The sequence below is a fragment of the Paenibacillus sp. 1182 genome, assembly GCF_017833915.1.
Lineage (GTDB): Bacteria > Bacillota > Bacilli > Paenibacillales > Paenibacillaceae > Paenibacillus > Paenibacillus polymyxa_D.
In genome coordinates this window covers 320,822-346,751 of sequence record NZ_JAFICR010000002.1, presented here as the reverse complement: position 1 = coordinate 346,751, position 25,930 = coordinate 320,822, and the positions used below count along the sequence as shown (strand labels likewise).

At 48.2% G+C, this 25,930-nt stretch carries 29 protein-coding genes; 6 read left to right on the top strand and 23 right to left on the bottom strand.

All coding sequences use genetic code 11. The annotated features are described in order from the left end of the window. Window positions 1-43: 43 nt before the first annotated feature. On the bottom strand, window positions 44-658 hold the full coding sequence (locus tag JOD82_RS04625) for a TetR/AcrR family transcriptional regulator (protein WP_029518565.1): 615 nt from the start codon (window positions 656-658) through the stop codon (window positions 44-46). A 25-nt stretch (window positions 659-683) separates the two neighbouring features. Next, on the bottom strand, window positions 684-2,168 hold the full coding sequence (locus JOD82_RS04620) for a phytoene desaturase family protein (RefSeq protein ID WP_209947763.1): 1,485 nt from the start codon (window positions 2,166-2,168) through the stop codon (window positions 684-686). A 315-nt stretch (window positions 2,169-2,483) separates the two neighbouring features. Here JOD82_RS04620 and JOD82_RS04615 point away from each other — a divergent pair, with 315 nt between their 5' ends. Both JOD82_RS04615 and JOD82_RS29460 read left to right on the top strand, forming a co-directional pair. After that, window positions 2,484-3,719 carry a PHB depolymerase family esterase gene (locus tag JOD82_RS04615; RefSeq protein WP_069010052.1) on the top strand — a complete coding sequence of 412 codons (1,236 nt, stop codon included), beginning with the start codon at window positions 2,484-2,486 and terminating at the stop codon, window positions 3,717-3,719. A 101-nt stretch (window positions 3,720-3,820) separates the two neighbouring features. Then, window positions 3,821-3,955 (top strand): hypothetical protein, encoded by a 135-nt coding sequence (locus JOD82_RS29460; protein ID WP_275041149.1) that lies wholly within the window; start codon window positions 3,821-3,823, stop codon window positions 3,953-3,955. Between the two features lie 60 nt (window positions 3,956-4,015). Here JOD82_RS29460 and modB read toward each other — a convergent pair whose 3' ends face one another. After that, window positions 4,016-4,681: a molybdate ABC transporter permease subunit gene (gene modB, locus JOD82_RS04610; protein WP_069010079.1), complete on the bottom strand. Its 666-nt coding sequence runs from the start codon at window positions 4,679-4,681 to the stop codon at window positions 4,016-4,018. Between the two features lie 3 nt (window positions 4,682-4,684). Further along, entirely contained in the window at window positions 4,685-5,545 is an 861-nt protein-coding gene (modA, locus tag JOD82_RS04605) for a molybdate ABC transporter substrate-binding protein (RefSeq protein ID WP_069010053.1), read from the bottom strand. Between the two features lie 270 nt (window positions 5,546-5,815). Here modA and JOD82_RS04600 point away from each other — a divergent pair, with 270 nt between their 5' ends. After that, window positions 5,816-6,778 (top strand): substrate-binding domain-containing protein, encoded by a 963-nt coding sequence (locus JOD82_RS04600; protein ID WP_069010054.1) that lies wholly within the window; start codon window positions 5,816-5,818, stop codon window positions 6,776-6,778. A gap of 434 nt (window positions 6,779-7,212) precedes the next feature. Here JOD82_RS04600 and JOD82_RS04595 read toward each other — a convergent pair whose 3' ends face one another. Next, window positions 7,213-7,572, bottom strand: a complete 360-nt coding sequence (locus JOD82_RS04595) for a hypothetical protein (RefSeq protein WP_069010055.1) — start codon at window positions 7,570-7,572, stop codon at window positions 7,213-7,215. A gap of 166 nt (window positions 7,573-7,738) precedes the next feature. On the opposite strand from JOD82_RS04595, the gene JOD82_RS04590 reads away from it, so the two are divergent. Next, window positions 7,739-7,981, top strand: a complete 243-nt coding sequence (locus JOD82_RS04590; RefSeq protein WP_069010056.1) for a helix-turn-helix domain-containing protein — start codon at window positions 7,739-7,741, stop codon at window positions 7,979-7,981. Between the two features lie 142 nt (window positions 7,982-8,123). Continuing rightward, window positions 8,124-8,393 (top strand): helix-turn-helix domain-containing protein, encoded by a 270-nt coding sequence (locus JOD82_RS04585; RefSeq protein WP_039271640.1) that lies wholly within the window; start codon window positions 8,124-8,126, stop codon window positions 8,391-8,393. A 154-nt stretch (window positions 8,394-8,547) separates the two neighbouring features. Here JOD82_RS04585 and JOD82_RS04580 read toward each other — a convergent pair whose 3' ends face one another. The 11 genes from JOD82_RS04580 to JOD82_RS04530 all read right to left on the bottom strand — a co-directional run bounded on the left by JOD82_RS04580 (window position 8,548) and on the right by JOD82_RS04530 (window position 17,692). Next, window positions 8,548-9,423: a cysteine ABC transporter substrate-binding protein gene (locus JOD82_RS04580; RefSeq protein ID WP_029518573.1), complete on the bottom strand. Its 876-nt coding sequence runs from the start codon at window positions 9,421-9,423 to the stop codon at window positions 8,548-8,550. 137 nt (window positions 9,424-9,560) lie between these two features. Continuing rightward, window positions 9,561-10,316, bottom strand: coding sequence for an amino acid ABC transporter ATP-binding protein (locus tag JOD82_RS04575; RefSeq protein WP_209947761.1), 756 nt, complete (start codon window positions 10,314-10,316; stop codon window positions 9,561-9,563). Window positions 10,317-10,334: 18 nt separating this feature from the next. Beyond that, window positions 10,335-11,012 (bottom strand): amino acid ABC transporter permease, encoded by a 678-nt coding sequence (locus JOD82_RS04570; RefSeq protein WP_029518575.1) that lies wholly within the window; start codon window positions 11,010-11,012, stop codon window positions 10,335-10,337. After that, window positions 10,993-11,658 carry an amino acid ABC transporter permease gene (locus tag JOD82_RS04565; RefSeq protein WP_029518576.1) on the bottom strand — a complete coding sequence of 222 codons (666 nt, stop codon included), beginning with the start codon at window positions 11,656-11,658 and terminating at the stop codon, window positions 10,993-10,995. Before JOD82_RS04565 ends, JOD82_RS04570 begins: the two co-directional genes overlap by 20 nt. 219 nt (window positions 11,659-11,877) lie before the next feature. Then, the gene (locus JOD82_RS04560) at window positions 11,878-13,326 is read right to left on the bottom strand and encodes a SulP family inorganic anion transporter (RefSeq protein ID WP_029518577.1); all 1,449 of its coding nucleotides are present in this window, start codon (window positions 13,324-13,326) and stop codon (window positions 11,878-11,880) included. A 288-nt stretch (window positions 13,327-13,614) separates the two neighbouring features. Then, window positions 13,615-14,019, bottom strand: coding sequence for a PIN domain-containing protein (locus JOD82_RS04555; RefSeq protein ID WP_029518578.1), 405 nt, complete (start codon window positions 14,017-14,019; stop codon window positions 13,615-13,617). After that, entirely contained in the window at window positions 14,020-14,259 is a 240-nt protein-coding gene (locus JOD82_RS04550) for a hypothetical protein (protein ID WP_016822811.1), read from the bottom strand. Window positions 14,260-14,323: 64 nt separating this feature from the next. Then, window positions 14,324-14,896 carry a hypothetical protein gene (locus JOD82_RS04545; RefSeq protein WP_209947759.1) on the bottom strand — a complete coding sequence of 191 codons (573 nt, stop codon included), beginning with the start codon at window positions 14,894-14,896 and terminating at the stop codon, window positions 14,324-14,326. A gap of 22 nt (window positions 14,897-14,918) precedes the next feature. Then, window positions 14,919-16,589: an ABC1 kinase family protein gene (locus tag JOD82_RS04540; RefSeq protein ID WP_069010059.1), complete on the bottom strand. Its 1,671-nt coding sequence runs from the start codon at window positions 16,587-16,589 to the stop codon at window positions 14,919-14,921. Window position 16,590: 1 nt separating this feature from the next. After that, window positions 16,591-16,950: a phasin family protein gene (locus JOD82_RS04535; protein ID WP_013312404.1), complete on the bottom strand. Its 360-nt coding sequence runs from the start codon at window positions 16,948-16,950 to the stop codon at window positions 16,591-16,593. A gap of 103 nt (window positions 16,951-17,053) precedes the next feature. After that, window positions 17,054-17,692 carry a ThuA domain-containing protein gene (locus JOD82_RS04530; RefSeq protein WP_029518581.1) on the bottom strand — a complete coding sequence of 213 codons (639 nt, stop codon included), beginning with the start codon at window positions 17,690-17,692 and terminating at the stop codon, window positions 17,054-17,056. A gap of 439 nt (window positions 17,693-18,131) precedes the next feature. Here JOD82_RS04530 and JOD82_RS04525 point away from each other — a divergent pair, with 439 nt between their 5' ends. Further along, the gene (locus JOD82_RS04525; RefSeq protein ID WP_025721620.1) at window positions 18,132-18,581 is read left to right on the top strand and encodes an AbrB/MazE/SpoVT family DNA-binding domain-containing protein; all 450 of its coding nucleotides are present in this window, start codon (window positions 18,132-18,134) and stop codon (window positions 18,579-18,581) included. Between the two features lie 135 nt (window positions 18,582-18,716). On the opposite strand, the gene JOD82_RS04520 is transcribed toward JOD82_RS04525, so the two are convergent. The 7 genes from JOD82_RS04520 to JOD82_RS04490 form a co-directional block, all read right to left on the bottom strand. Further along, entirely contained in the window at window positions 18,717-20,174 is a 1,458-nt protein-coding gene (locus JOD82_RS04520) for a cobyrinic acid a,c-diamide synthase CobB (protein ID WP_209947757.1), read from the bottom strand. Next, window positions 20,167-21,255 carry a cobalt-precorrin 5A hydrolase gene (locus JOD82_RS04515; RefSeq protein ID WP_069010063.1) on the bottom strand — a complete coding sequence of 363 codons (1,089 nt, stop codon included), beginning with the start codon at window positions 21,253-21,255 and terminating at the stop codon, window positions 20,167-20,169. Before JOD82_RS04515 ends, JOD82_RS04520 begins: the two co-directional genes overlap by 8 nt. Beyond that, window positions 21,248-22,042 (bottom strand): precorrin-4 C(11)-methyltransferase, encoded by a 795-nt coding sequence (gene cobM / locus JOD82_RS04510; RefSeq protein WP_160788663.1) that lies wholly within the window; start codon window positions 22,040-22,042, stop codon window positions 21,248-21,250. Before cobM ends, JOD82_RS04515 begins: the two co-directional genes overlap by 8 nt. Then, window positions 22,039-22,755: a precorrin-2 C(20)-methyltransferase gene (cobI, locus tag JOD82_RS04505; RefSeq protein ID WP_209947755.1), complete on the bottom strand. Its 717-nt coding sequence runs from the start codon at window positions 22,753-22,755 to the stop codon at window positions 22,039-22,041. The genes cobM and cobI overlap by 4 nt, the downstream gene beginning before the upstream one ends. A 31-nt stretch (window positions 22,756-22,786) precedes the next feature. Then, window positions 22,787-24,043 carry a precorrin-6y C5,15-methyltransferase (decarboxylating) subunit CbiE gene (cbiE, locus tag JOD82_RS04500; protein WP_165146037.1) on the bottom strand — a complete coding sequence of 419 codons (1,257 nt, stop codon included), beginning with the start codon at window positions 24,041-24,043 and terminating at the stop codon, window positions 22,787-22,789. Beyond that, the gene (locus JOD82_RS04495; protein WP_209947753.1) at window positions 24,036-25,181 is read right to left on the bottom strand and encodes a cobalt-precorrin-5B (C(1))-methyltransferase; all 1,146 of its coding nucleotides are present in this window, start codon (window positions 25,179-25,181) and stop codon (window positions 24,036-24,038) included. Before JOD82_RS04495 ends, cbiE begins: the two co-directional genes overlap by 8 nt. Window positions 25,182-25,255: 74 nt before the next feature. Beyond that, window positions 25,256-25,900 carry a precorrin-8X methylmutase gene (locus JOD82_RS04490; RefSeq protein WP_069012857.1) on the bottom strand — a complete coding sequence of 215 codons (645 nt, stop codon included), beginning with the start codon at window positions 25,898-25,900 and terminating at the stop codon, window positions 25,256-25,258. Window positions 25,901-25,930 lie beyond the last annotated feature (30 nt).

The window sequence follows — 25,930 nt, the reverse complement described above, 5'->3', positions numbered from 1 at the left end:
TCACATGTACAGTGATGTGAGGTAAAGAAAGTTAGCCGCTGCATCAGCGGCTTAACCCCTTGAGGAAAGTATCTATAGTAAATGAAATCAATTCATCATTTGATTGTGCCATAGGAAAATCAAAATTCAGGAGCAAAGAAGTCAAGCCGTGCAGCATACTCCATACAGAGCTGGCGAACAAGCGCTCATCTCCTTGAATGATGGAACCCTCCTCCATAACGGCTTTGAGCCCAGCTTCAAGAAGCTCAAAGCCTTTAAGGCTCCCACTGTCTATAAGACTAACCAAGCTTACAGATTCCAGGTTGCTGATAAACAGAATGTTGTAATATTCCGGGTTAGCCGTTCCAAAACGAACATACGCATCAGACACCGCCTTCAGTGTGTCCAGAGCGTTCAATCCCGCTGCCTGTGCTTCATCCGCACGTTGCTGAAGAGCCTGCAGAAACAGGGCATTTCCTTCTAGCAGGAGTTCGATTACAATGGCTTCCTTATTTTCAAAATAATGATAAATAGTTGTTGGTGAATATTCGATCTGATCCGCAATTTTGCGCATGGAGACTTCAGCATACCCTTGATTCAGAAAAAGCGATCGGGCGGCCTCAATGATTTTCCGGCGGATCTCATTGCTTTCACGTTCTCGGCGTTTGATATGTTTCATGAGTAGATGTACTTGCCCTTTCTGCCTACCCCAATTTGGCGGCGATACGATCAGCTTCCATTATACCCGATTCCATAACCCCTTGAAACCCGCCCCCAGGCTGTGTCCAGGCCCCTACCAATGATAGACGCTTTACTGCTGATTTGTGCTTGAGCCTTTTTATACCGGACTGCCGAACCGTTTGTGCGTAGCCATAAACAGCCCCGTCGGGATTAGCGGTATAACGCTGCATCGTGCGTGGTGTGCCCAATTCGGCAACCATCACTTTGCTGCTAAAACCCGGATACAGCTGTTCAAGGCATCCCAATATCTGCTGTGTCACGGCTTCTTTTTTGGCTTTGTATTCGGGACGTGCGGCAGGCCAGTTCTCCAATCTGTCCAAAAATGTAATTGCGATGACACCCTTTCCCGGTTCATTGAGCTTAGGGTCCATGGCATTATAATTCGTGAGCATCCAGTTGCCTTTCGTATACTGGCCGCTCATCATTACTTCATAATCTGTCTCCGAATCCGGCTCATTACGCAGGATTAAGTCTTCTTCGGTGATGCCAAGCTCATGAGGTTCACATGATAATCCCAGATATAGCTGGGTGAGAGACGTGCCAGTCTCCAAACTGCTGACAGCTTCCAGCTCACGACGGGCAGCATCATGGTTTTCCAGTAGACGGCCATAGGTATGATGAGGACTGATACCAGACACAATCCAGTTGGCTTTATATACATCCCCTTTTTTCAGACGGACACCAGCAGCTTTACCACGTTCGAGTATAATCTCAGATACCTGACTGCGCAGGTGAACTTCTCCTCCCGCTGACTTAATAGCGTCAACCAGTGCATTGGATAAAGCCTGTGCGCCTCCCTCAATGTAATACGTCCCCTCCATGTGGTAGCCGATCCAGGGAATAAAAAAATACAGGGCCGCAAGTCGCTTTGGAGGCAATCCGTAATAGGCCCACAGCGCGGTGAAAAATTCCGTGAAGCGGTCAGATAACCCAAACTGGCTTACAGCTTCCCAGGTGGTCATTTGCGTCCAGCGGAAAAAGGTCCCAGCTTTGAGCAGGCCAACCGCCTTGCGCCAGGAAGTGAGAGTAGAAAAAGCAGAAAAGCCTGTTTCAAAACGACGAATGCCCGCGAATAGACTGTCAATGGCTTTCACCTCAGTAGGAAACATGTTCTTGAGGAGCTGCACATACTCCTGAACATCGGACGGAATATCAATGTTCTGGCCTTCCCAACGAATGGAGTAAGGGTGCTTTTTGCGGAGAGGAACAATTCGCTGGTCCGCATTACAGGCCTTCAGCATCTGACCAAAGCTTCCTTCCTCGAGTCCGCCGACACCATGCAAGGAGACATCAAAGGTATATCCCTTTCTTGTAAATTCAGTTGCGAAACCGCCAGGCAGAGTATGGCTCTCAAAAACAGCTGTTCGGTAACCGAGCGCAGAGAGTCTTGCTGCACAGGATAAGCCACCCAATCCTGCACCGATGACAATAACATCATATTGGTTCATGATTTCATCCCCTTTTTTTAACATCGTTATATAAGTTAACAGTGTTAAGTTAAGGAGATTATATACCATAATATTACCGTTGCCAAAGTAAAACTTTTTTAATAAAACATCAAAAATGTAGCGCTTTCACTTGTCAGATTCCAATGAAGGTGCTATCCTTCAAGTGGGATTGTTACTGAAAAGGCAAAACCCGAGTACACTTGTGTACCCGGAGTTTGCCTTTTTTTGATTTGTATGGATTCCACAGCATACAGTTAACCATCCCGAACATGTAGTAATCGCTTTCAAAAAATGACACCAAAGGAGATTAATCTCATGCAAAGAAGACGTTTTGCCCCTGTTTTATTATCTTTTGTGTTCCTGCTAACGATCTTTTTCCCATCCGCCAGCTCTGCCGCAGCAGCAACAGATGTCCCAGCGCCACAGGCTACCCTGTTTACACAGGTACAGCCTTTGGGTGAAGTCGTTTCTGCTGTTGTACTGAAATACAGCACCAATATTGACGGTGCATCCTTATCCACGTCTAGCTTTCAGGTTCAATCTGTACTCAATGATGTATATACAGACAGAACCGTGACCGATGTATATACCAATGATACTGGAGCCATCACCAACCGCAGCACTCATGGTAAATATGTTGTGATTGAGCTGGATACGCAAGATAAAAATGCAAGTACCCTTACTTACGATGCAATAAGCGCAGTTAACCGCATCAACACGTTGAATTATATTATTAGTCAAAAGAAAGATATTGCAACTTCAAAGAAAACAGTCATCCCAGCCTCTGCACAGACTGTAAATGCAACAGATAAAATTACACCGATCGTAGACGATTTCCAAAAAAACACCTTTGAAAATAAAGAAGGCTTCAAGCTGAACTACTTTACGTTTGAGCCTAAAGTTGAGCCCGGCAAAACCTACCCTCTGGTTGTATTCCTGCACGGAAACGGCGAACGTGGTGACGGAAACGGAGTAAATTTGCTGGCAAACGCCGGAGCTGTTACTTGGGCTTCTCCTGAGCAGCAAGCCAAACACCCATCCTTCGTAATCGCACCACAAAGCCCGATTGACTTGGAACATAAATTCATTTGGGCGGATGAACCACGCAACAGCGCTGTAGCCGATTTGGTACGTGAAACAGCGTTAAAATACCCAATCGACACCGACCGAATCTATATTGTTGGTATTTCTCAAGGAGCTATGGGCACGTGGAGGTTGCTGGAAAAGAATCTTGACTTGTTCGCCGCAGGTGTACCCATTGCCGGTTTGACCAACTATGAAAAAGCCGTTAACATGTATGCACCTGTCGATCCTAAACACGTTGAAGTACTGAAAAACGTTCCGATTTGGGCCTTCCATGCTGCAGACGACACCACAGTTAGTCCTAAAAACTCGCAAGAAATGGTAGCTGCCATTAAAGCACAAAACGGAAACCTCATTCATTTTACTGAATACGAAGCAGGGATTATCAAACCTACAGGACACTTCTCCTGGGTACCGGCTCTGCAAAATCAGGATATGATTGAATGGCTGTTTGCACAAAAGAAATAAATGTACAGGCCTGTTGATTAACCACTAAATGGTAAAAGGAAAGTCGCCCACCTTTCAGTTGGTTTGTACCCTTACAAACCAACTGAAAGGTGGGCGACTCCATGAAAAAGTCTATTACGATCCCAACGATTCTTCAATCCATTCCGCTAGCCTGTGGGGTGGTTCATACGTATTCAGTCCTGCGCAAACAGCTTTATAGTCTAAGGCACTACCTCTGCTTCTTTTACTTCCTCTAGGCTATATTACCTTTACTGCTTTCATTGCCTGCATTACACACATCATTACGCTTCATTTGCTCAAGTCTTCCTTCTCGCAACAAGCAGCATAATAAATGAAATTAAGACAATGGCAATCGTCCACGCCCAGGCCATCGTCTGATTCCCTGCATCGACAGCTACATAGATCGCCGTAGGTACCGTCTGCGTCTTATTCGGAATGTTCCCGGCAATCATCAGCGTCGCTCCAAACTCGCCAAGCGACCGTGCGAAGCCCAGTATCGCGGCAGTCAGCAGTGAAGGATAGGACAGCGGCAGCGTAATGTAGCGAAACATTTGCCATTCGCCAGCCCCTGCCGATCTGGCCGAGTCCTCCAGTGAACGGTCCACCGCATCGAATGCCGTCTTCATTGTCTGATAGACGAGCGGGAATGCCACCACGATAGACGCCAGCACCGCCGCCCACCAGGAGAAGATGACTGACGCGTTGAACAGCCATTCGATCCATTGTCCTAACCAGCTTCGACGTCCCAGAATGACCAGGAGCAGGAACCCGACTACCGTCGGGGGCAGCACCAATGGAAGCATGAAAATGGTCTCCAGCACCAGCTTGCCACGTATGCGGCTTCGCCTCATCCAGCGGGCCGCCAGTACTCCTAGGACCAGCACGATCACACAGGACAGAGAAGCGACCTGCAGGGATAGCTGTACCGGAGGCCAAAATTCCGCCCAATTCACAGCAGTCAACAACTATTCCGCCTTACGGAAGCCGTACTTTTCCATCACCTGGAGCGCAGGCTCGGTTTGCAAATAATCGTAGAATTGACGTGCATCCTCCTCATGACTTGTGGCAGCTACCAAACCGAGCGGATAGGTAATCGGAGAATGAAGCTTGGAGTCGACTGTTAACGCAATGCGTGTATCCTTCGTGGAAAGTGCATCCGTCTTGTATACGAAGCCCGCATCCGCGTTACCTGTTGCTACGTACTGCAGCACCTGTCGCACATCCTTGGCTTGTACCAGCTTCGGCTCCAATTCACTCCACAGCTTTTGATTCGTTAACGCTTCCTGTGCATATTTCCCCGCAGGCACACTGTCAGGAATGCCAATCGCGACTGTCTTGATGTCTTGTCCCTTCAGGTCATCCAGTTTCTTGAGCGCCACTCCATCCTTAGCAGGAACGACTAATACCAGATCATTCGCGAGCAACGTGCTGCTCTTCTTGACAAGGGCTTTTCCCTCAAGCGCCTTCATGCTGGAGGTAGAGGCAGAGATAAAGACGTCTGCGGGCGCTCCTTGCTCAATCTGACGCTGAAGTGCACCGGAGGCGCCGAAGTTAAAGTTCAGCTTCACATTCGGGTGCTCCCGCTCATATCCGGTCTTAATCTCATTCAGGGCGTCCGTCAGGCTTGCCGCTGCAGAGATCGTCAACTCCACCTGTTGCTGGTCCGGTGCCTTCGTGCCTGCTGTATTCTCCGTTGTTGTTTGTGCTGCTGTTGCCGCCGGCTCTACAGAAGCTGCGGGCGCAGCACTCTGGGAACCACAAGCAACTAACACCACTAGTGCCCATATAGCTACTAGACTTCCAATCGTAGACTTAATTCTTCTCAAATTCCATCCCCCGTTCAATCATGTTTAGTTATAATTAGATATAACTAGTATAAATTCATATCTCATTATAGCTATGAAGGTAATCCTTGTAAACCACCAAAGAGCAGTTGGCAAGTATCACTTATGCCTGTTTAGAAGCTTGATGTTCCTGACTTTTTCGCCAGCCTCTGTTATGCCAGATGATTTGGTGTACAATATATGAGACACTGTGCATGATACATCACAGAAATTGATACATTTCAATCATACTGTTATTAATGGAGGTCTACTATGAATTCTCCTGTATCCTATACGACTGAGGAAATAGCCAAGCTACTGAAGATATCCAAGCTGACCGTCTATGATCTGATCAAAAAAGGAGAGATCCCCTCGTACCGGGTAGGTAAGCAAATGCGGGTGGATGCCAGTGATCTCGAAGCTTACAAGCAGCGCTCCAAAAGCCAACTGCTGAAGCACGACCCATCACCCACACCCATATCCATGATGATCCCGCCGCATTCGCTATCCGGCGGTTCGACGCAGAATTCCAGTACAGCAGTCATTACTGGCCAGGATATCAGCCTCGACATTCTCGTCAAGCATCTTGAGAGCCAACAGACGTCCATTCGCCCGCTCCGCTCATATGGGGGTAGTCTGGACAGTCTCATCTCTATGTACCAGGGCAAAGCAGACATCGTCAGTACGCATCTGTGGGACGGCGACAGCGGTGAGTATAATTTGCCTTATATTCGCAAAATTCTGAACGGCTTCTCGTACCTCGTCATCCGTCTGTTATCCCGGCAAGCAGGGCTGTATGTCCAGACAGGGAATCCTTATGGTTTGCAGGGCTGGAAGGACTTGGCGCTTCCCGGGCTGCGTTTGGCGAATCGCGAGAAGGGCTCCGGCGCGCGCATCCTGCTCGACGAGCAGCTTCGTCTTCATCACATAGACCGCACTGCCTTGCTCGGATATGAAGACGAATCGACGCATCATATGGCTGTAGCAGGCAAGGTCGCCTCCGGCGAAGCCGATGTTGGTATCGGAATCGAGAAGGCCGCCAGTATTGTGGGGTCCGTGCAGTTTATTCCACTCATTCAGGAGCAGTACGATATCGTCATGCTGCGCACACCAGAGCGACAGGAATGGATTGATCTTATATTGCAGATTCTTCATTCGGACAGCTTCCGGCGGGAACTGGGAGCCATTCAGGGATATGACCTTTCTGAGACAGGAAAGATCTTGCTAGAGACATAGTCCGAAGTACAAAACAACGCTCAGGAACAGTCTTCCTGAGCGTTGGAGTCTATTATGGAACTAAATGTCGCTGTTAATGCTGAACGACTATAATGAAAATCAATGTAGCTTACCAGGAGTAAGCCTCGGGAGCAGGCTTGCCAAGCGCAGGGAAAATCTCGTCCAACTACTTCAATAGCAAATTGCACATGATATAAAAAGAATATATGAGTTTGGCTCATACAGTTCTAAAAATAAAAGCGCCAGAACGGTTCGAAACCCGCCTGGCGCTATATTTATTGCATATAATTAAATCTACTAGGATGCAAAAGCATTTGGGGAAATATGTACCTTTATTACGGCAGTGTTCATTTCACCCTTTTACGCTTCTGTGTTACATTATATAAATAAGACGAGAACAAAAATTCGAAGCTGAATTTATGTTCGCCATTTTTTCATAGTCCTTTATTCCGAACTAAATCAAAGTCTATATCTTCTCGACATGTGTTCCATAACAACTCGTCTGTAAGAAAACTTAATGCATCCATGTTGCGCAACCGTTCGACTAACTCGGTAATCACATCTATGTCCTCACGTTGTACATATCTGGCAAGAGTGATGCCGCCTGTATCGCCATCAAAATATAGATGCGAATGATGTCTTTCCTTTTTTACATGTCGAAGAGTAAGCACGCTATTGTCGATCATCATGACGTAACGGTCCTTGATTAGATAGCCCTCAAAAAGCTCATACATATGCGGAAGATCACAGGGACCAAGAATGACACTTACTTTTTCAAAATTACCTTTGTTCATTTAGATTAGCTCCCTTCACATCTATTAAATCGGTCTTTACTAAAGATTAGATTTGTAAATTTTATAACTTTTCAAGATTAACCTTTGCGGTTGTTTTATATCCTTTGAAGATAAACTTCAATAGTTAATGCTATTTCTATTTAAATTTCTATAATGAGGTGTATGTATGGGAATTACTTTCAAACTTGAAGAATTACTTCAAGAAATCGGGATTACTAAAAATGCCCTCGCTCGTGAGGCTAAAATCAGACCCAATACTATCTACGAGATGTGTAACAATACATCCAAGCGAATCGAATTTAAAACATTTAATACCGTGATGGAAACACTGATTCGGCTCTCTGGTCGTCCATTAACCCTACATGATGTTCTCGAATATATACCTGATAATGAATCAGAGAAACACTGATACATTCACAAAATAGTCCGCTGCATCTTATATCTCTGCCCCTGGCAGGGATATTTTTTCACTTGTTATTTAGCATAATTGTTATCATTATTTCAGAGTACGTGTGACTAGAATCTATACTGATAAAGGAGTATTTTCCATCATGAATGTTCATGAGAGATATCATTTTAAACTTGGCGATATTTTAGAAGAACTTGATATTTCCCGAAATAAACTAGCCGTAGAAGCAAAAATACGTCCGGCTACTGTAATAGATATGGTAAATGGCAAAACCAAAAGACTTGAATTAGAAACACTTGTCCATATACTTGATGCTTTGAACAGAATTGCCCATCAACGAAGATTTTCAAGGACTATTACTCTTGCTGATATTATAGAATACATCCCCGAAGATGAAATGGAGAGACAGTGAGACTATAATATGAGAATGAGGATTACTATTAGCCAAGAGGGCATTTCCATGACGAAATAAAAGGTTGCTAAAGCCCTCTTTTCCCCATATTAAAGAAGCGTTGGGACAGCAAGCCCAACGCTTCTTTATGCTTAATAAGTACCTTATATGATGATTAATCCACTTTGCCGCCTTCTACGACCAATTGATCTGTAAAGCCTTCTCCATAAACGGAGGTCAGTGTGTCCTTGTAGGCTTGATGGACAAAATTTTCCTTACCCAACGTTGCCAACTCATTGTTGATCCAGTCTAACAACTCCTTATTTCCCTTTGCTACTGCGGGTGCAATCGTATCTTGACCACCAAAGGCCGGGATGGTTACGGTAAAGCCGGGGTTGGCCTTTGCCCAGGCGATCAGCTCTGTATTATCGTTGGCAATGGCAACGCCGCGTTTGTCTTTGAGGGCTGAGAAAATCTCTGTGTATTGATCGAATTTGAGCAGCTTGATGTCAGGATAATTTTTCGTAAAATAGGTTTCAGCCGTCGTTCCTTTTGCGACAATCAGCTTTTGATCCGAACCCTTCAATTGGTCAATCGTGGTGATTGGAGCACTATCAGGTGACACAATGCCAAAGGATAATTTCATATACGGATTGGCAAAATCAACTTTTTCTTTACGCTCATCGGTCACCGTAAAGTTAGCCATGATGATATCTACCTTGTTGGATTCCAAATAGGCAACCCGGCTGGCAGCATCCACCAGAACAAATTCCACCTTGGACTCGTCACCCAAGAGATCTTTGGCAAACCGCTTCGCAATATAGACGTCAAAGCCTTGATTTTTCCCTTCCGAATCCACGTAGCCAAAAGGCGGCTTATCTGCAAATACACCGATTCGAATCTTGCCATTCTTTTTAATATCCTCAATCGAAGCAAATTTAGCCGAGCCTGAACTACCGTTGGTATTACCAGCCCCTGCACATCCCACCAAACCAACAAGCAGCAAGCTCAAAGCCAGTAATAACGTCGTGAACTTCATTCCTTTTCTCATCTGTATTCCTCCCCCTGTTTGTCAGCATTTTGCATCATTCGGTTTCTTTCGCTTCTGGGTGCAATATAGAGACCAATAGAAGCATGTCGATCTCTATATTGTGATTGGAAGTCGCTCATGGAATTGATGCAAAATGCTCATATCGTTTCGTACTGAAATATATCCAGAAAGTGCTGGGCACGCTCTGTTTGCGGTTGGGTAAAAAATTGCTGCGGCGTAGTCATTTCGCATATCTGTCCTTGATCCATAAAAACGATACGATCTCCTACCGACTTGGCAAATCCCATTTCATGCGTCACGATAATCATGGTCATGCCCTGTTGGGCCAGCTCTCGCATGACATCCAGCACCTCTCTGACCATTTCCGGGTCCAAGGATGCGGTGACTTCATCAAAGAGCATAATTTCCGGATTCATACACAGGGCGCGCACAATCGCAATCCGTTGCTTTTGCCCACCTGATAATTGTCTCGGATACGCATCTTTGCGATCCAGCAGACCCACTCGCTCCAATAGCTGCTCCGCTTGCTCAAGTGCCTCCTGCTTATTTCTCCGCTGAACTTTAAGCGGGCCGAGCAATATATTTTCTAAGACCGTCATATGCAGAAACAGCTCGTAGTTCTGGAACACCATTCCGATATGCTGACGCACCTCACGCCAATTCACTTTCTTGTCCGTCAGGTCTTGCCCTCTATAACGGATATCTCCGCTCTGAACTGGTTCCAGACCATTGAGACATCGGAGGAGTGTGCTTTTTCCACATCCCGAAGGACCGAGAACGACCACGACTTCCCCTTTCGTTACGTCCAGATTAATCTGTTGTAATACTTTTCGGTCTTCGAAGCTTTTGTGCAGCCCTCGAATTTCGAGTAAAACCTCCACAGCCTCTCCCATGACACCCACCCCATCCTGCTAATTTTGCCATCTGCGTTCAAATCTTTTGGAAAGTCTGGATAACGGATAGCATACGAGAAAATATAATATGAAAATAAAGCCATACACCCAAAAGGATGCCGAGGGCGCTTTGATTACACCAAGCTCAATAATCTGCTGTCCGACCTTGACCACTTCTACTACACCGATCAGCACTACTAATGAAGTGGTTTTGATCATCCGTGTCGCCAAATTAATAGAACCGGGAAGCATTCGGCGCACCGCCTGGGGAATGAGTACATGGCGGTATAACTGCCCATATGTCAGTCCCAGTGCCTGCCCGGATTCCACCTGATGCTTGGGCAGTGATTCCAATGCACCCCGAACAAGGTCACCAATCTCGGCTGCTCCCCACAGGCTGAATACGATAATTGCTGTCAATTCTCCGCTGATATTCACATTTAACAAAGGCGTAAATCCAAAATATACAACATACAACCACACCAAAATCGGAATAATGCGGAATGTCTCCAAATATAATCTCAGCACAAACCGAATCGGTCTTGATTGTAAGGTGCGCAGCAATCCCATCAGAATGCCTAATAGAGTACCGATAATAATGGAAAGTAACGCAATCTCCAGCGTAACGAGTAATCCCCCTAATAGACGCTCGAAATTGGAACCTTCAAAGAGCACATTAATCCCCGAATTCAGCATATCGCACCTTCCTTTCCACCCAAGTCAGCAGTATCGACAAAGGTAAAAGCAGGACGAGATATGCCAATACCAGCAGAATTAGCGATTCTGTCGTTTTGTAGTACATACCGATTAGGTCTTTTGCCACATTCATCAAATCTAATAAAGCAATGGCGCCAACAATGGAGGTCTCCTTGAGTAGAAAAATCGCATTCGCTCCCAGAGACGGAACACTGATGGTAAAAGCCTGTGGCAAAATAACATATCTCGCCAGTTGTATCTTGGACAGTCCGAGACTCAGCCCGGATTCCGTTTGCGTTTTACTTACGGCTTCGATTCCACCACGGAACGCCTCAGCCATATAACCCCCGCCCAAAAAGGTCATGCCCACAATGGCACACGTCATTTCGCTCATATGCAGACCTATTTTCGTAAACCCGTAATACAGAAAATATAACTGAACAAGCAGCGGCGTATTTCGGGAAAGCTCAATATAGGCAACAATGATGCCGCTAATTCCCTTCACCTTGTAATACAGTACTATACTGCATAGCAAACCGACGACTAGTGAAAACAGAATAGCAAAAAAGGCGATCTTCAACGTCAGCCACATGGCTTCTCCATATAGCGGCAAGCTCTCTACAATAAAGTCCCAGTCTAAGTTCATATGTGCATACCTTTCAATTTTCAATTATTCCTATGTATTTGCTTTGCTTAATAACAATGATTGTATTCCTGCCCAATTATTACGTCAATACTTTGATGAAAATTTGTCATATTTATCTATGGTTTAGGAAAGAAAAGTGTTGTTTTATTTCAGAAATAAATAAAAAAGCTTGAAATGAATAAATTTCATTTCAAGCTTTGATTTATGCTATACGATTCATCACACGAGTGGCTCTGTAACTACAGGACCGCCGAGCTTCTCTACAATTAAACGGCTTTCCTCATTTAACCCTTGTAGGGTAATAGTTTTACCTGAGTTTCTGTATTTTTGAAGCACCTTGCCAATAGCAGTAACCGCCGAGTGATCCCAAACATGCGAATGGCTAAAGTCCACTACAACGCGGTCCGGGTCATCCGAAGGTTCAAAATGATCAACAAAATGAGACGTTGACGCGAAAAACATCGGCCCCCTGACATGGTACACCTTTTCTTCATGATCCTCAGTCGTACTGATACGGATTTTAGCCATTTTCCAGCCAAAATGCAGAGCACTTAGCAGTACGCCCACGATTACGCCCTTGGACAAATCATGCGTAGCCACCACGATGATCACCGTGACCACCATAATCAACGTATCTGCTTTGGGAACCTTGGCAATGTTTCGCAGCGATTTCCAATCCACAGTTCCAATACACACCATGAACATAACTCCCACTAATGCGCCCATGGGTACTTCCTTCACAACTCCACCAAGTACGAGCAGCAGAAAGGCCAAGAATACTCCTGCCGTAAAAGTGGACAAACGCCCTCTTCCACCTGAGCTGACATTAATGACGGATTGTCCGATCATGGCACAGCCACCCATACCCCCAAAAAAGCCATTTACAAAGTTGGCAATCCCTTGCCCACGGGCTTCCCGGTTTTTATTGCTTTTCGTTTCGGTCATTTCATCCAAAATGCTGGCTGTCAGCAGCGATTCCAGCAGTCCAACCAGTGCCATCGTAAAGGAATACGGCAGCAAGATCCGCAAAGTATGCCACGACCACTCAATTTGCGGCAAGTGGAATGAAGGCAGCGAACTGGTCAGCGTCCCGATATCTCCTACCGTTTTCACATTCAATCCAAATATATACGTAATGATCGTCATGATGATGATTGCCGTCAATGGAGCGGGGATGCTTTTCACAAATCTCGGTAATATATACACAATGAGCAGCGTACCTGCTACCATCGCGTACATGATCCAATTGGCTCCATGAAAATGAGTAAGCTGAGCCATAAAGACGAGGATCGCCAACGCATTCACAAACCCGGTCATGACTGGCTGTGAAATAAAGCTTATAAAGCGACCTATTTTCAGAACACCCAGCACCACTTGAATGATTCCTGCCAAAATGGTAGCTGCAAACAGATATTCCACGCCATGATCCTTCACCAGACCAACGACCAGTACAGCTACGGCCCCGGTTGCTGCCGAGATCATCGCCGGACGTCCACCTGCAAAAGAGATGACAATAGCCATCGAGATGGAGGCATACAGTCCGACCATGGGATTGACCCCCGCAATGATCGAGAAGGCAATCGCCTCGGGAATTAGTGCTAGCGCCACGGTCATGCCCGCAAGTATATCGGCCCGGATATTACCGAACCATTGTTGTCTAAGATTCATACTGTCTCGTTCCAGCCTCCTATATTTACAGAGAGTAGCGTGTTGACTCGCAACCCGTGTGGTTTCGGGCATCCGTCCAGCTGCCAATCGCCAAGGCTCTCCTATCATTCAGTTCGTCTCTCTCAAACGACCCGGTCCGTTACATTCAGTCCATCATTATAACGTAAGGGGTTCGCAGAGACGAATGAGTTAAAAGGCTGTTTATAGAAAGAAATCATCTATTCCCTTGGAATATCGTTCATTTACTTCATCTTATTCGTTTTCTTATATTTAAAATTTTTGCAATTCCTAAGATTCTAACCTGCTAAAGTTGATCACCTTAACTTCATACTCAGACTCCGCGAACTGTAAATCTTGATCCGCCGTAACCAGTACCAATTGGTTTATAATAGCTGTCGCAAGAATCAACGCATCTGGGGTCTTGAGCTTTCTTGCAAACTTATCTTTTTGTTCTCTTCTGATACGCCCCGCTTTAACTGCGATCTCTGAATTAACTGCAATAAATTCCCCGCCAAGAAAAGGTATCGAATCTAAGTCAGTATTAGTAGGCAACCCGGCTATAAACTCGGACTGAGTTATAACAGAAAAGAAGATATTCTCTTTATCTTTCTCAGCTTGTCGTATTACTCTATCCAAAGATGAGTCAAGTCTATGAAGGGCAATAGCTGCATTCGTATCAAATAGATACCCCATCTAATCCCAATCCTCTCTGGATTGTTTAACACTCTCTTCGATCTCAAGTAATTGCTCCTTGCTTAGACTGCCTCGAGAATTTAAAACAGCTTGCAACCCTTTTGGTAACGGGGACTCTAAATCAATAACCTCAGTTTCCCCCTGTTTATTTTCTATAGTAACTTTTGATGGTTCAAACCCAATATCACGAAGGAGACTTAGGAGACGTATTCGATGTATATCCGTTAATTTTTTTGCCACTAAAATCACTCCTTAGCAAAAGATTAGTTTCCGTTCATAGCTTGTTTAATTCGTTTTCTTATATTTAAAATTTTCGCAATTCCTGTACAAGCTCCGATAGGGCTCCAGCAATCTCCGAGTCTGCATGGTGCTGGAGTAAACTCTCAAAGTCAGGCAGTGCTTGCTTCAATAATCGATAGCTATAGTCATAATAACTCCAAAAAGCTACCGGATCATAACCACGTGCTTCTTCCTCTTCCCATTCCAGTTCATCTTCTTCTGGATCGCTGTCTGCTGACCATAGATATTTTTCGTCCAGCAGCATGGTTAGGGATTCCACAGACTTCTGTGAATCCTCTTGTGCATTTTCCATGTCCAATGCTCTAACGACCGCATGGTACAGCTTCAACTCACTCAGCGTGATATGATCTAAATTTCTCGTATGCATATTACGCAATAAGAATAGTAGCACCCATGGCGTAACCTGCCATAGTGTGCTTTGATGCTCTATTAGAGCAGCAATGGCTGCATACTCCCCGTTAGATATCAATTGTGGCAACTCCGTGCCCCTACCATAAGGAGTAGTCAGGCGGTGCCAAGGCACATCTGCAATTTGGAGACCATCCATTAGGGCAGTGTTCTTCTTATGAGTATCCATAACTCTCCTTTCTGGTCAGTATCTAAAACCTTCCCGATTTAAAAATGGAATACAGTAAAAAGGCAACCATTAAGAGAGCGACAACAAAGCCGATTTCAATAGCAGGTACATTCCACAGCATGGTCGCCTGATGATTCAGCGATGAACCGATAATCAGTCCGACCATAATAATGCTGAACGCTAACAGCACGATACTGAATGACAGGCGGTTGCTGATCTGATCCAGCCTGCGCAGAAGCATTTCCAGCTCCGGCACAGTAACCTCCAGCTTAAGCTTGCCCTTGCCGATAATCGAGGCTAAATGCCTCGCCTGTCCTGGCAGTTCCATCAGCGCTTCCACCAGCTCAGTCGCACCGCCGAGCAGCTTGCCTCGGATACGACGACCGCTGAAGCGTTCCTTCAGCAGCCTGTTACCAAAGGGCTCAGCCAAAGCGATAATACTGAGATCAGGGTCCAGATGCTCCACGACCCCCTCCAGTGTCAGCAACGCCTTGCCTAGCAACAGGACGTCCGACGGCAAACCAATCCGATGGCGCTGCGCTGCGCCAAACAGGTCGTTCAAAGCATCACCAATACTGACCTGTGAAAAAGGAACGTCTGAGTAATCTTCGCGTATCTTGTCCAGATCGGCACGTAGCGCATTCAGGTTGGTATCCGGTTCGACCAGCCCCAAACGTGCGATAGACCGAACCATGGCATCGGTATTTTTGCGCATCAGGGCAATAATGAGGGAAGCGAGATGATTCTTCATCTCTTCGCTCAGCCTTCCCGTCATGCCAAAGTCCAAATAAGCGAGACTACCATTTTTCAGAACGAGTAAATTCCCCGGATGGGGATCGGCATGAAAAAATCCCTCTATAAAAATTTGATGCAACATGCTGTTCACCAGCCGCTGCGCCAGTTCTTTCAAGTTATATCCACGGCGTAATAGCTCTTCACGACTACCCAAGTGAGTTCCGTCTAGAAACTCCATGGTCAGTATACGGGAAGAGGTATGATCCCAGTATATTTTCGGAATATAGATATGTGGGTCCTGCTCAAATTGGAGCGCAATCTTCTCTGTATTACGGGCTTCGTGGTTGTAATCCAACTCCTGAATGAGCGATCTCCCCAGCTCCTCTACCATCTGGCGAAGCTGATACCGCTCTACCCATTCCCAGCGCTTGGCTGCCATTGCGGTCAGTTCCCGCAAAATGTCCAAATCTCGCCGAATGATGCGATTAACGCCAGGACGCTGGATTTTAATGGCGACCATTTCGCCGCTGTGCAGCTTGCCCAGATGCACTTGCCCGATCGAAGCAGCGGCCAGCGGAACATCGTCAAAACGAACCAGTATGTCCTCTAATGACGTGTCCAGCTCCTGCTCCAGAATGCCACGCGCCGTTTCAGATGAAAACGGCGGTACCTGATCCTGAAGCTTAACCAGCTCACGGATAATAGGCTCCGGCAGCAGGTCAGCACGTGTGCTTGCCAACTGTCCAAGCTTGATGAATGCAGGCCCCAGATCCTCCAGCACAAGCCGAATCCGTTCACCTAGCGTTTTGGACTCGGGAGTTTCTCTCGTCAGCCACTTGCGAGGCAGTGACAGTAGCTGGAACAGTCCCATTTCTTCCACCATATAGCCAAAGCCATGACGCGCCAGCGCCATGGCAATTTCCCGGTAACGACCGGCGTGCTTCATACGAACCGCCATTTTAATCCAGCCGGTTCGCTTCTTCAGCGTCGCTCGAACCCGTAAGCGCCGCCTTTTCTTTTTCCAGCTCCGCTACCTGTTTTTCCAACAATGCCACACGCTGCTCCAAACTTGTGACATCATTTTCGGTAGGTACTTCCAGCTCCTGCAAAATGCGGCTAACCTGTTCGCGGATCACTGTTTTGAATTGTCCCTGTTCCTCTGCCCCTCGTTCGATCAGACGATCGACCAGTGCTTTGGATTCCGAAGGCGCAAGTTCTCCGCGGTTTACAAGATCCTCGACGGCTTTCTCCACCTTTTCTTTGCTGACAACGGTGAGGCCCCACCCCAATGAGATGGCTTTTTTGAACAAATCGCTCATAATATATCCTCCCCTACCTGTGATTACCTACTAGTATAACCTGAAAAGGGGAGCTGCATAAAGCTCGCAGCTCCCCTCCCTCAATGAATGGAATGATCTATGTTTAACCCGGAAAGCGTCCAGCCCACTTAGCAGCCTGAAGCAGCAGCTTACGGTATCCCTCGTGCTGGAAACTTGGCTGATTATGTCCAGGCATCAGGTAGACGACCCGGCCCAAGCCATAGGACAATGACCATGCAGCCGGCCACCACTGACCTTCATACTCGTATTCCATCAGTAGTGTTTTTTCAGTGAATGGATCAAAATCAAAACGGTATGGCTCCTCTTGCATCTCGAACGGTTCGATTCCTTCCATAATCGGATGATCCGGCTCCGTTACCTTGAAGGAAAGCTGCTCCGCTGCCGGATGCCGCAGGAAGCGCGCTCCTATGAGCTGTGCTATTTCATACCGTCCTTGCAATGTGATTCCGTTATGCAGCACAAGCAATCCACCCCCGCCGCTAACATAGGACAGCAGTCCTGCTGTTTGTTGAGGAGACAGAACCTCCTTACGGCTATCACAATACGAGATGCATAGATCGAATGAGGCTAGATTTTCCTTGAGCAGCATTTTACGATTTTCACTGCATTGTACCGTCATCCAATCTTGTAAAATATGGCTAATCTCTTCGTCCACCCCTTGCAGCGGGTGAAACTCCGGATACGAATAATCTCCTAACAACAATGCTTTTCTTTTTTCCATGATAAATCCTCCTTGCCTGACTTGTATATAAGGACTTTAAAGGCGGGGTCCGTGTCATTCATTCTTGTTTGTGGGGTCAAAACGCTCAGAAAATTCTGTTTGGCCCTCATTCATTTCCCATAACACCGCCATCATTGTCCGAGCTACGGCATATATAAATAATTCTACAGACGGCCTATTAAATCCTTTAGCAGAAGATTATAGCATATATGTTCGCTCGGAATAAACTTATTAAAACTTATTCAAAATTTATAAATCTGAACGATGGCGATTCGGCCTCTTTATGGTATACTCGTAAGAAAAAAAGTGCGTCCATGCTTGATTAACAATAAAGGGCCGCTTTTTGTAAGAAATTTATGCTTGCGGTTATAGAATTGATAAGAATTGCCTCAAACCTTATACATTCTATAAATCTTAAAAAACCGGGGAGGTTGCATGAATGAAAAGGACTGGAATGACCCGGCCCTTGGACAGCTTGGGGCGAATTGTGCTTCCTAAAGAGTTGCGCATGACGATGGAGATTGACATCGGCGATCCATTAGAGTTTTTTATTGAAGACCAGACACTCATGCTCCGTAAGTACAAATCAACCAACTGTATATTTTGCGGTGCGGTTGATACTAACACCTATTTTAAAGATCAGTTTATCTGCGATGAATGTGCGGCCTCGATGAAAACGGAAGATTTGGTTCCGGTCACAGCGACTGAAACCCATTCACCCCCACTTAAGCAAAACATGCATATGAAAAAAATTTATCAGCGCACAGACGTTATTTTGGAGAAAATGAGAGAGCTTATGGAAGAACATCCAGCATCTTCACAAAAACAACTCGCATCCATGCTTGGCGTGAGTCAGGGAAGGATTTCCCAGCTGAAAAAGCTCATGTAAGTGAACCACCAAAAAAGTAATGTATACGCTTCCATACCATGTAAGGTTTAAATCTATTGAAATTTAGAAAAGCCGGCCCCTTTCAGGGAATCGGCTTCTTTTTGTTTATATGAAATGGTGGACTCGTTTGCAAAACTATGGACTGTAAGCCCGGCATTGTTCCACCCAGCGTGCTGCCGCTTTGGGAAGAGAAGCGAGATGAACATGCGTGTAGGCTGCCAAAAGATTCCCTTTCGTATAGCCCTCGCTCTGGAGACCACGCATTCCCTTGGTTTGATAGGCGTAAGAGTAGGGGGCGGATGATTCGTCATAGTGCATGACAGAATAATGAAATTCATGTCCCCGAATTGTCTCTCCAGCCTTCAGCAGTAAGCAATCCTGCAAAGCGGTTGCTTCACGGTATCCCAGTGCGGCCCGTTTCTCCTGCATGCGGACGTCCGACGGAATAACTCCGGCCATGTGATGGGCATTCCCCATACGATCCGTAAGAGTCCGTGCCAGTACCATATAACCGCCGCATTCGGCGAATACTGGCATATCCCGGCTCACCGCGTTGCGGATATCTTCCAAAAAACCCGTATTTGCAGCGATATCTGCGGCAAACTCTTCAGGGAAACCGCCGCCCAGGTATAGGCCGCTTGCCTGCTCAGGTACGCGTTCTCCCGCCAGCGGACTGAAATAGACAATCTCTGCTCCCGCCTGACGCAGCAAATCCATATTTTCCGGGTAGTAAAAATTGAACGCAGCATCTCTGGCGACGGCAATGACGGGACGTTCCCCGGTATCAGCTTCATGCCCTGCTGATGGAAGCCGATTCAGGGAAAATAATGGGTGCTCGGGCGGGCTGGGCGGCGGAGCCGAATCTGCCAATGCCCGCAGTGCATCCAGATCCGTACCCGCACGGATCAGCTCTGCCGCCCGTTGGAAAAGCGGCTCCAGCTCGCCGCGTTCCACAGCGGGTACTAAACCCAGATGACGCTCAGGAATATCCAGCCCGTCATCACGCTTTAACCAGCCGAGCACAGGGATGCCGCACTCCTGCTCGATCGCCTTTTTGACGATGCCATAGTGCCCTTGGCTGCCGCAGCGATTCACAATTACGCCCACAATGCGTAGCTTGGGCTCCAAGCGCTGAAAGCCGAGCACAATAGCGGCGGCGCTTCGTGCCATACTGCGCACGTCGACCACCAGCAATACAGGGCTGTCCGTCAGCATGGCGATTTCAGCGGTCGAGCCGGTATTGCTGAGCGGGTCCTTGCCGTCATACAGCCCCATGACGCCTTCAATCACGGAAATATCCGCGCCTTCGGAAGCACGGATAAAGATTTCACGCACCGTATCCGGTGAGGTCATCCATGAATCCAGATTACGGGAAGATGTCCCTGTCGCGGCCGTATGATAGGTGGGATCGATATAATCCGGCCCGCATTTAAACCCCTGCACTCGCAGGCCGCTGTCGGCGAACGCCTTCATCAGCCCGAGGGTAACAGTCGTTTTGCCTGCGCCGCTGCCTGTTCCGGCAACAACAATACGGCTTCTGCGCGTAGCGGCAGACGGATCAGACTGTACAGCCTGCTTCATGATGTCAGTCATAGGAAACCCGCGCTACAGACAACGTCATATTGCCGCTTTTTTTCTTCTCCAGCAGCCAATGGTCTGCACCGGAGGACAACAAGGCTGAAGGTTCACTGACCCCATATGCACCAGTGTATTTAAAGACGGTTTCCGATGGATTGGGAAGCTGCACCGTATTCAGCTCTGACGGAGTATACGTCACCAGTTCCCAACCGTATTTGGCGCAAAGGGCAAGTAAGCCCTCTTCGTCCTTTTTCAAATCAATGGTGGCAATATTCCGTACGCTTTTCACGGACAAACGCAGCTCTTGCAAGGTGTTCAGCACACCCGCTTCCAGCTCCTCTAATGCAGTCCCACGGTTGCAGCCAATGCCGAGTACCAAGCTTTTCGGACGGTACAGCACGCCATTAGAAAGAAGTTGCTCCTCTTCCTCCGGCTCCAATAAACGGTCGCTCACGACCAACGCGGCGTTAAACGGTTCTTGTAATGCTTCTGCCGTCGAAGCATATACCTTGATATGTCCAGGTACAGGCTTGTCATAACGCCACCAGTTCCGTTCGCCCGTCTCTTGTATGAGCGCAACAGGCTCCTCGTTCACAACAGCAGCGCTCACGGGAGTGGCCTTGTCGAAGCTATCGACCACCCAACCCAATTCTCGACCCAACATGTCCACCGGAATTGTGCCCTGCACGTCCGATGCAGTTGTGATTACCGCACGTGCGCCCAGCACAGCGGCTACATGGCGGGTCAATTCATTGGCGCCGCCCAAATGACCGGACAGCACGCTAATGACATGCTCCCCGCGATCATCAATGACGACTACCGCCGGGTCTACCTTTTTATCCACCAAAATTGGTGCAATCATACGAACCACTGCACCGAGAGATATAAATAAAATAATACCGTTATATTGTTTAAATAAATCCGGCAAGATCAGCTTGACCGAGCCTTCGAACAACTGAATGCCACGCTCCTGCTCGTCGCCACGCTCAAATTTGGACATGTAATACACATCCGTACCCGGAAAGCTGGCTCCCAGATTGCGGACCATTTCCACTCCATGCTTCGTGATCGCCACAGCGGCAAATGGATTACTCACCGGGCTTCACTCCCTTCCGGTAGCCGTGGGTGAACGACTTATCATACAGCTTGGAACGATGCGCGTCCTTGTCCACCAGCTCTGGGTCGAGCGCCCAGCCCGCCAAAATCATGGCATGCATCGTTATGCCTGCTGCACGCAAATCGGCGGGTAATTGAGCAAGCGTCGTGCGCACGATCTTTTGATCCGGCCAGGTCGCACGCTGTACAACCGCTACAGGCGTGTCCTCGCTCCAGCCTGCCGCCAGAAACTCAACGACCACCTTCTTCGCCAGCGTTGCGCTGAGGAATAAAGCCACTGTGCAGTGATGGGAAGCCAGATCACGCAGCTTTTCCCGATCCGGTACAGGTGTACGGCCTTCAGCACGCGTCAGAATGACGGTCTGTGTCAGATCAGGCACAGTTAGCTCTGCACCCAGCACGGCCGCAGAAGCAAAGACCGAGCTGACGCCCGGTACGATTTCGTAGGCTACTCCGCGCTGCTTCAGCAACACCATCTGTTCCAAAATGGCTCCATACACTGCCGGATCGCCTGTATGTACGCGAGCTACACTGCGTCCAGCCTGCACAGCCTCGCTCATAATCTCAACCTGCCGCTCCAGATCCATGCCTGAGCTTTGCAATACCTGCGCCTCTGGTTTGGCCGTGGCAATCAACTCGTCGTTCACGAGTGAATCCGTGTACAATACCACATCGGCCGTGCGTAGAATCCGGGAGCCTTTGACCGTAATCAGCTCCGGGTCTCCTGGACCTGCTCCTACGATATATACTTTGGGCTCCAACGTCATTTGCTCACCACCATTAAACTCAAATATTCAAGCTCCTGTCCGCGCAGCTCACGTGCGTTGCGCCATACCATTTCATAAGGAGAAGTGACCTTGGTAATGACCGATGCACAGTCCCCAAGATTGAGCTCATCCAGCACATCCAAAATCAAATCCAACACCTTGGCAACCTTGATAAATACAACCGTATCGTGATTCTCAATTGCCCGCTTCATCGCTTCCCGATCATCCGTAGCCGGTATAATACCGACCTGCTGATCTCCGTCTGCCAAAGGCAATTCCAGCGCTGCCGCTGCGCCCAACACAGACGAAATGCCCGGAATAGATACAATTGGCACCTCTGGATGGAGATCCTTCATGAGTCGTGCCAAGTGAATAAAGGTACTGTACAGATTGGGGTCTCCCTCTGTGACAAAAGCTACATCCTTGCCTTGACTCAGTGCCTCCCAGCAAGCAACCACCGTTTTGTTCCACTCCCGCTCCAGTACAACCGGGTCCTTGGTCATTGGAAAAATGAGTCCCAGCATCTCCTTTTCCTCCGGGTTGACGTACAACTCCACGATCTCGTGAGCATACGATTTGCCCCCCCGGTGTTTCTTCGGATAAGCCACAACTGCACATTCCTGAATCATGCGATACGCCTTGACTGTAATCAGCTCGGGATCACCCGGCCCCACGCCTACGCCGTAAAGTGTTCCTGTTGCCGCCGTATTCATGCTGTCTCTCTCCCCCTCTTGAATTACCAGCTTACTCCCCTGCTACTTCATCAGCCACGTCCACCGACGGCTGTCCTGTAATGACATATATCGGATTGAGTCCGTCAAAACGCGTCATATTCAAAATCGGCTTGCTGCGCGCTGTTTGCAGTAACGTCACCGAAGTATCGAGTCCTGCTGTTTGCATCGCCTTCATACCGTCATGTAGCGTCTCAATCGTTGCAGCATTCACTACAATTCGTCCATCCTTACGCAGACGGGAAGCGCACAGACGAATCAGCTCGGACAATTCTCCCCCGCTCCCACCGATAAACACCGCATCCGGGTCTGGCAGCTCGTCCAATCCGGCAGGCGCTTTGGCATGAATAACCGGGAAATCGGTGCGGAATTTGATCTTGTTCGCTTCGACATTAGCCAGGTCGCCTTCGTTCTTCTCAATGGCAAATACTTGCCCATACTTGGCCAGTCGCGCACATTCTACCGCTACAGAACCAGAGCCTGCGCCGATGTCCCATACGATGCTCCGCTCGGTCAGACGCAGCTCGGACAAGCTGAATACGCGCACTTCACGCTTCGTAATCAGCCCTTTTTCCGGCTTGCGCTGGTGAAATTCCGCATCCTCGAAGCCAAATCCCCGCCGAATTGCAGGCACGTTTTCACCCTTACGGCGGCGCAAAATAACCACATTCAGTGGTTGGAACGTTCTCTGCGCCATCTCATCCAGCGTATAATGCCGATACACCTCATCCGGTCCGCCCAAATACTCGCCGACGAAGGCATCATATTCCGTCATGCCATAATGCAGCAGATAGGCAGCGACTGCACCGGGATGATTGCGGTCGTCCGTCAACAGCGCGACCTTGTTCTGTCCGTCAATCCGCTGCGCCAATCCGATCATCGGGCGACCGTGTACGCTTTCCAGCACCGCATCCTGCCAGCTTTCACCGAGACGCGCAAACGCCAGCTGAACCGAGCTAAGATGCGGCATAATATCCAGATGTTCCGCCCCCAGCTTGGCAGACAAATAACCTGCAATTCCAAAAAAAAGCGGATCGCCGGACGCAAGCACGACAATATCCTTGTGCTCACGCAACCGTCCCAATTCTTCCACCACGGCGGATAAGCCGCTCTTTAATGTTCGTTTTTCCCCTGCGGCTGCCTTGAAAAATCCTAGCTGGCGTTCTCCACCAACCAGCAGGTCCGCACGCTCAATTTGCTCCAATGTTTCCTGCGACAGACCTGCCGCTCCATTTTCACCGATACCAATGACACGGATCACTTTACTCACCGACTCTCGCCCTCCCCAACACGTTCCCTTTCAGCGTTATCAGTACCATTTCCACAACGATTTCACCACCTGCATGCTCCAGACAATGCTGACATCCATAGGTACACAGCTTTTCAAAAAAGCTCAGCGCATTCGCTTCGGTCATCATATCCGCCACCTGCGTAGCTGTATTTGCCTCAGCCACTGCCGCTGCAAGCGACTCGTCCACACCCGCTTCACGCGCGACCTCAGCCAAAAAGCCAAAATCCACCGGAGCGCTCTTGGAGTGAACCATCATGATACCTTGAGCGACCTTGGACAGCTTACCGGGCATACCGACGAGAATAATCTTTTTCATTCCCAGCCGTTTCCCATGCTTTATAGCAAAGCCAACAAAGTCCCCCATCTGAATAAAGGCCTCTTCCGTCAGCTGATCATACATTTGCATGGCGTATTTTTCACTGCTGCCGCCTGTGGTCAGGACGATTTCCTGGCAATTCATCGCTTGCGCAACTGATATGGCCTGCACGACACTGGCTTTATAAGCTGACGTGGAAAACGGAACGACCACACCACGCGTGCCTAGTATGGAAATACCGCCAAGAATGCCAAGCCGCCCGTTCAGCGTTTTCTTGGCAATTTCTTCACCGTCCGGTACGCTGATGACGACACGGACACCTTTGGCCGATCCGTGCTCCTCAAGCACGCCTGTCACAGCCTCCGTAATCATCCGGCGCGGCACCGGATTAATCGCTGCTTCTCCGACAGGCACAGGCAGACCGGGCTTCGTTACCCGCCCCACGCCGATGCCACCGTCCAATTCAATGCCCGGCTCCTCGCGCCAGCTAACGGACGCGACAATTCTCGCCTGATGCGTAGCATCTGGGTCATCGCCACCGTCCTTGATCGTCGTGCAGGAAGCTTCGTCCGCGTCCAACACAGGCTCAATCAGCTCAAACGCATGATCGAAGCCCGCGGGCAGCGATATCACTGCTTCCTTCGGCGGAATGCCCGTGATGAGCAGTTGTACCGCTCCTTTGGCTACTGCAGCCGCACAAGCTCCTGTCGTAAAGCCTGACCGCATTGGCTTGTCCGGTGCGGGAGCTTCACCGCTTTTCATCCGTTTGGGCTTGTCGGCGGACGCCGCTTCCTTTTCCATGCCAATTCCTCCTTAACCTCTTCTGCTGATCATGCTCCAATTCATTTCATGATACAGCAAACGGACAACCGCATCTAGCGGACAGCCATTAAGGAGATCGCATTCAATGCTGCTACGACAATTGTACTGCCGCCCTTGCGTCCAATATTCGTAATGAACGGAATATCCAGCTTGCGCAGCTCGTCCTTGGATTCTGCCGCCGATACGAAGCCTACGGGCATGCCAATCACCAGTCCGGGCTTGGCCGCTCCTTCTTTCACCAGACGAATCAGCTCCAGCAACGCTGTCGGCGCATTACCAATCGCATAGATACCACCTTCGCTCGCCTGAATCGCTTTGCGCATCGAAATAATGGCGCGTGTCGTATTCAGCCTTTTCGCTTCTTCCATGACGTCAGGGTCAGATATGTACACATGCACATCCCCGCCAAATTGACGGATACGATCCTTACTCAGCCCCGCTTGAATCATTTGCACGTCCGCCACTACCTGCTGTCCTGCGCGAATAGCTGCAATCCCGGCTTCAATCGCTTTTGGATGAAACACCATGCTGCGGCCCAGCTCAAAATCAGCAGATGCATGAATGACACGCTGTACAACGGGATATTGCTCTGCTGTAAAAGGATGCTCTCCCAATTCTTCTGTGATCATCTCGAAGCTTTTGCCTTCAATCTCCTGCGGCTGTACCGTTAGCGGTTTAAATTCTGTTTTGAAATCCATGGTAGACCACTCCCTTATGGAAAATTAGAA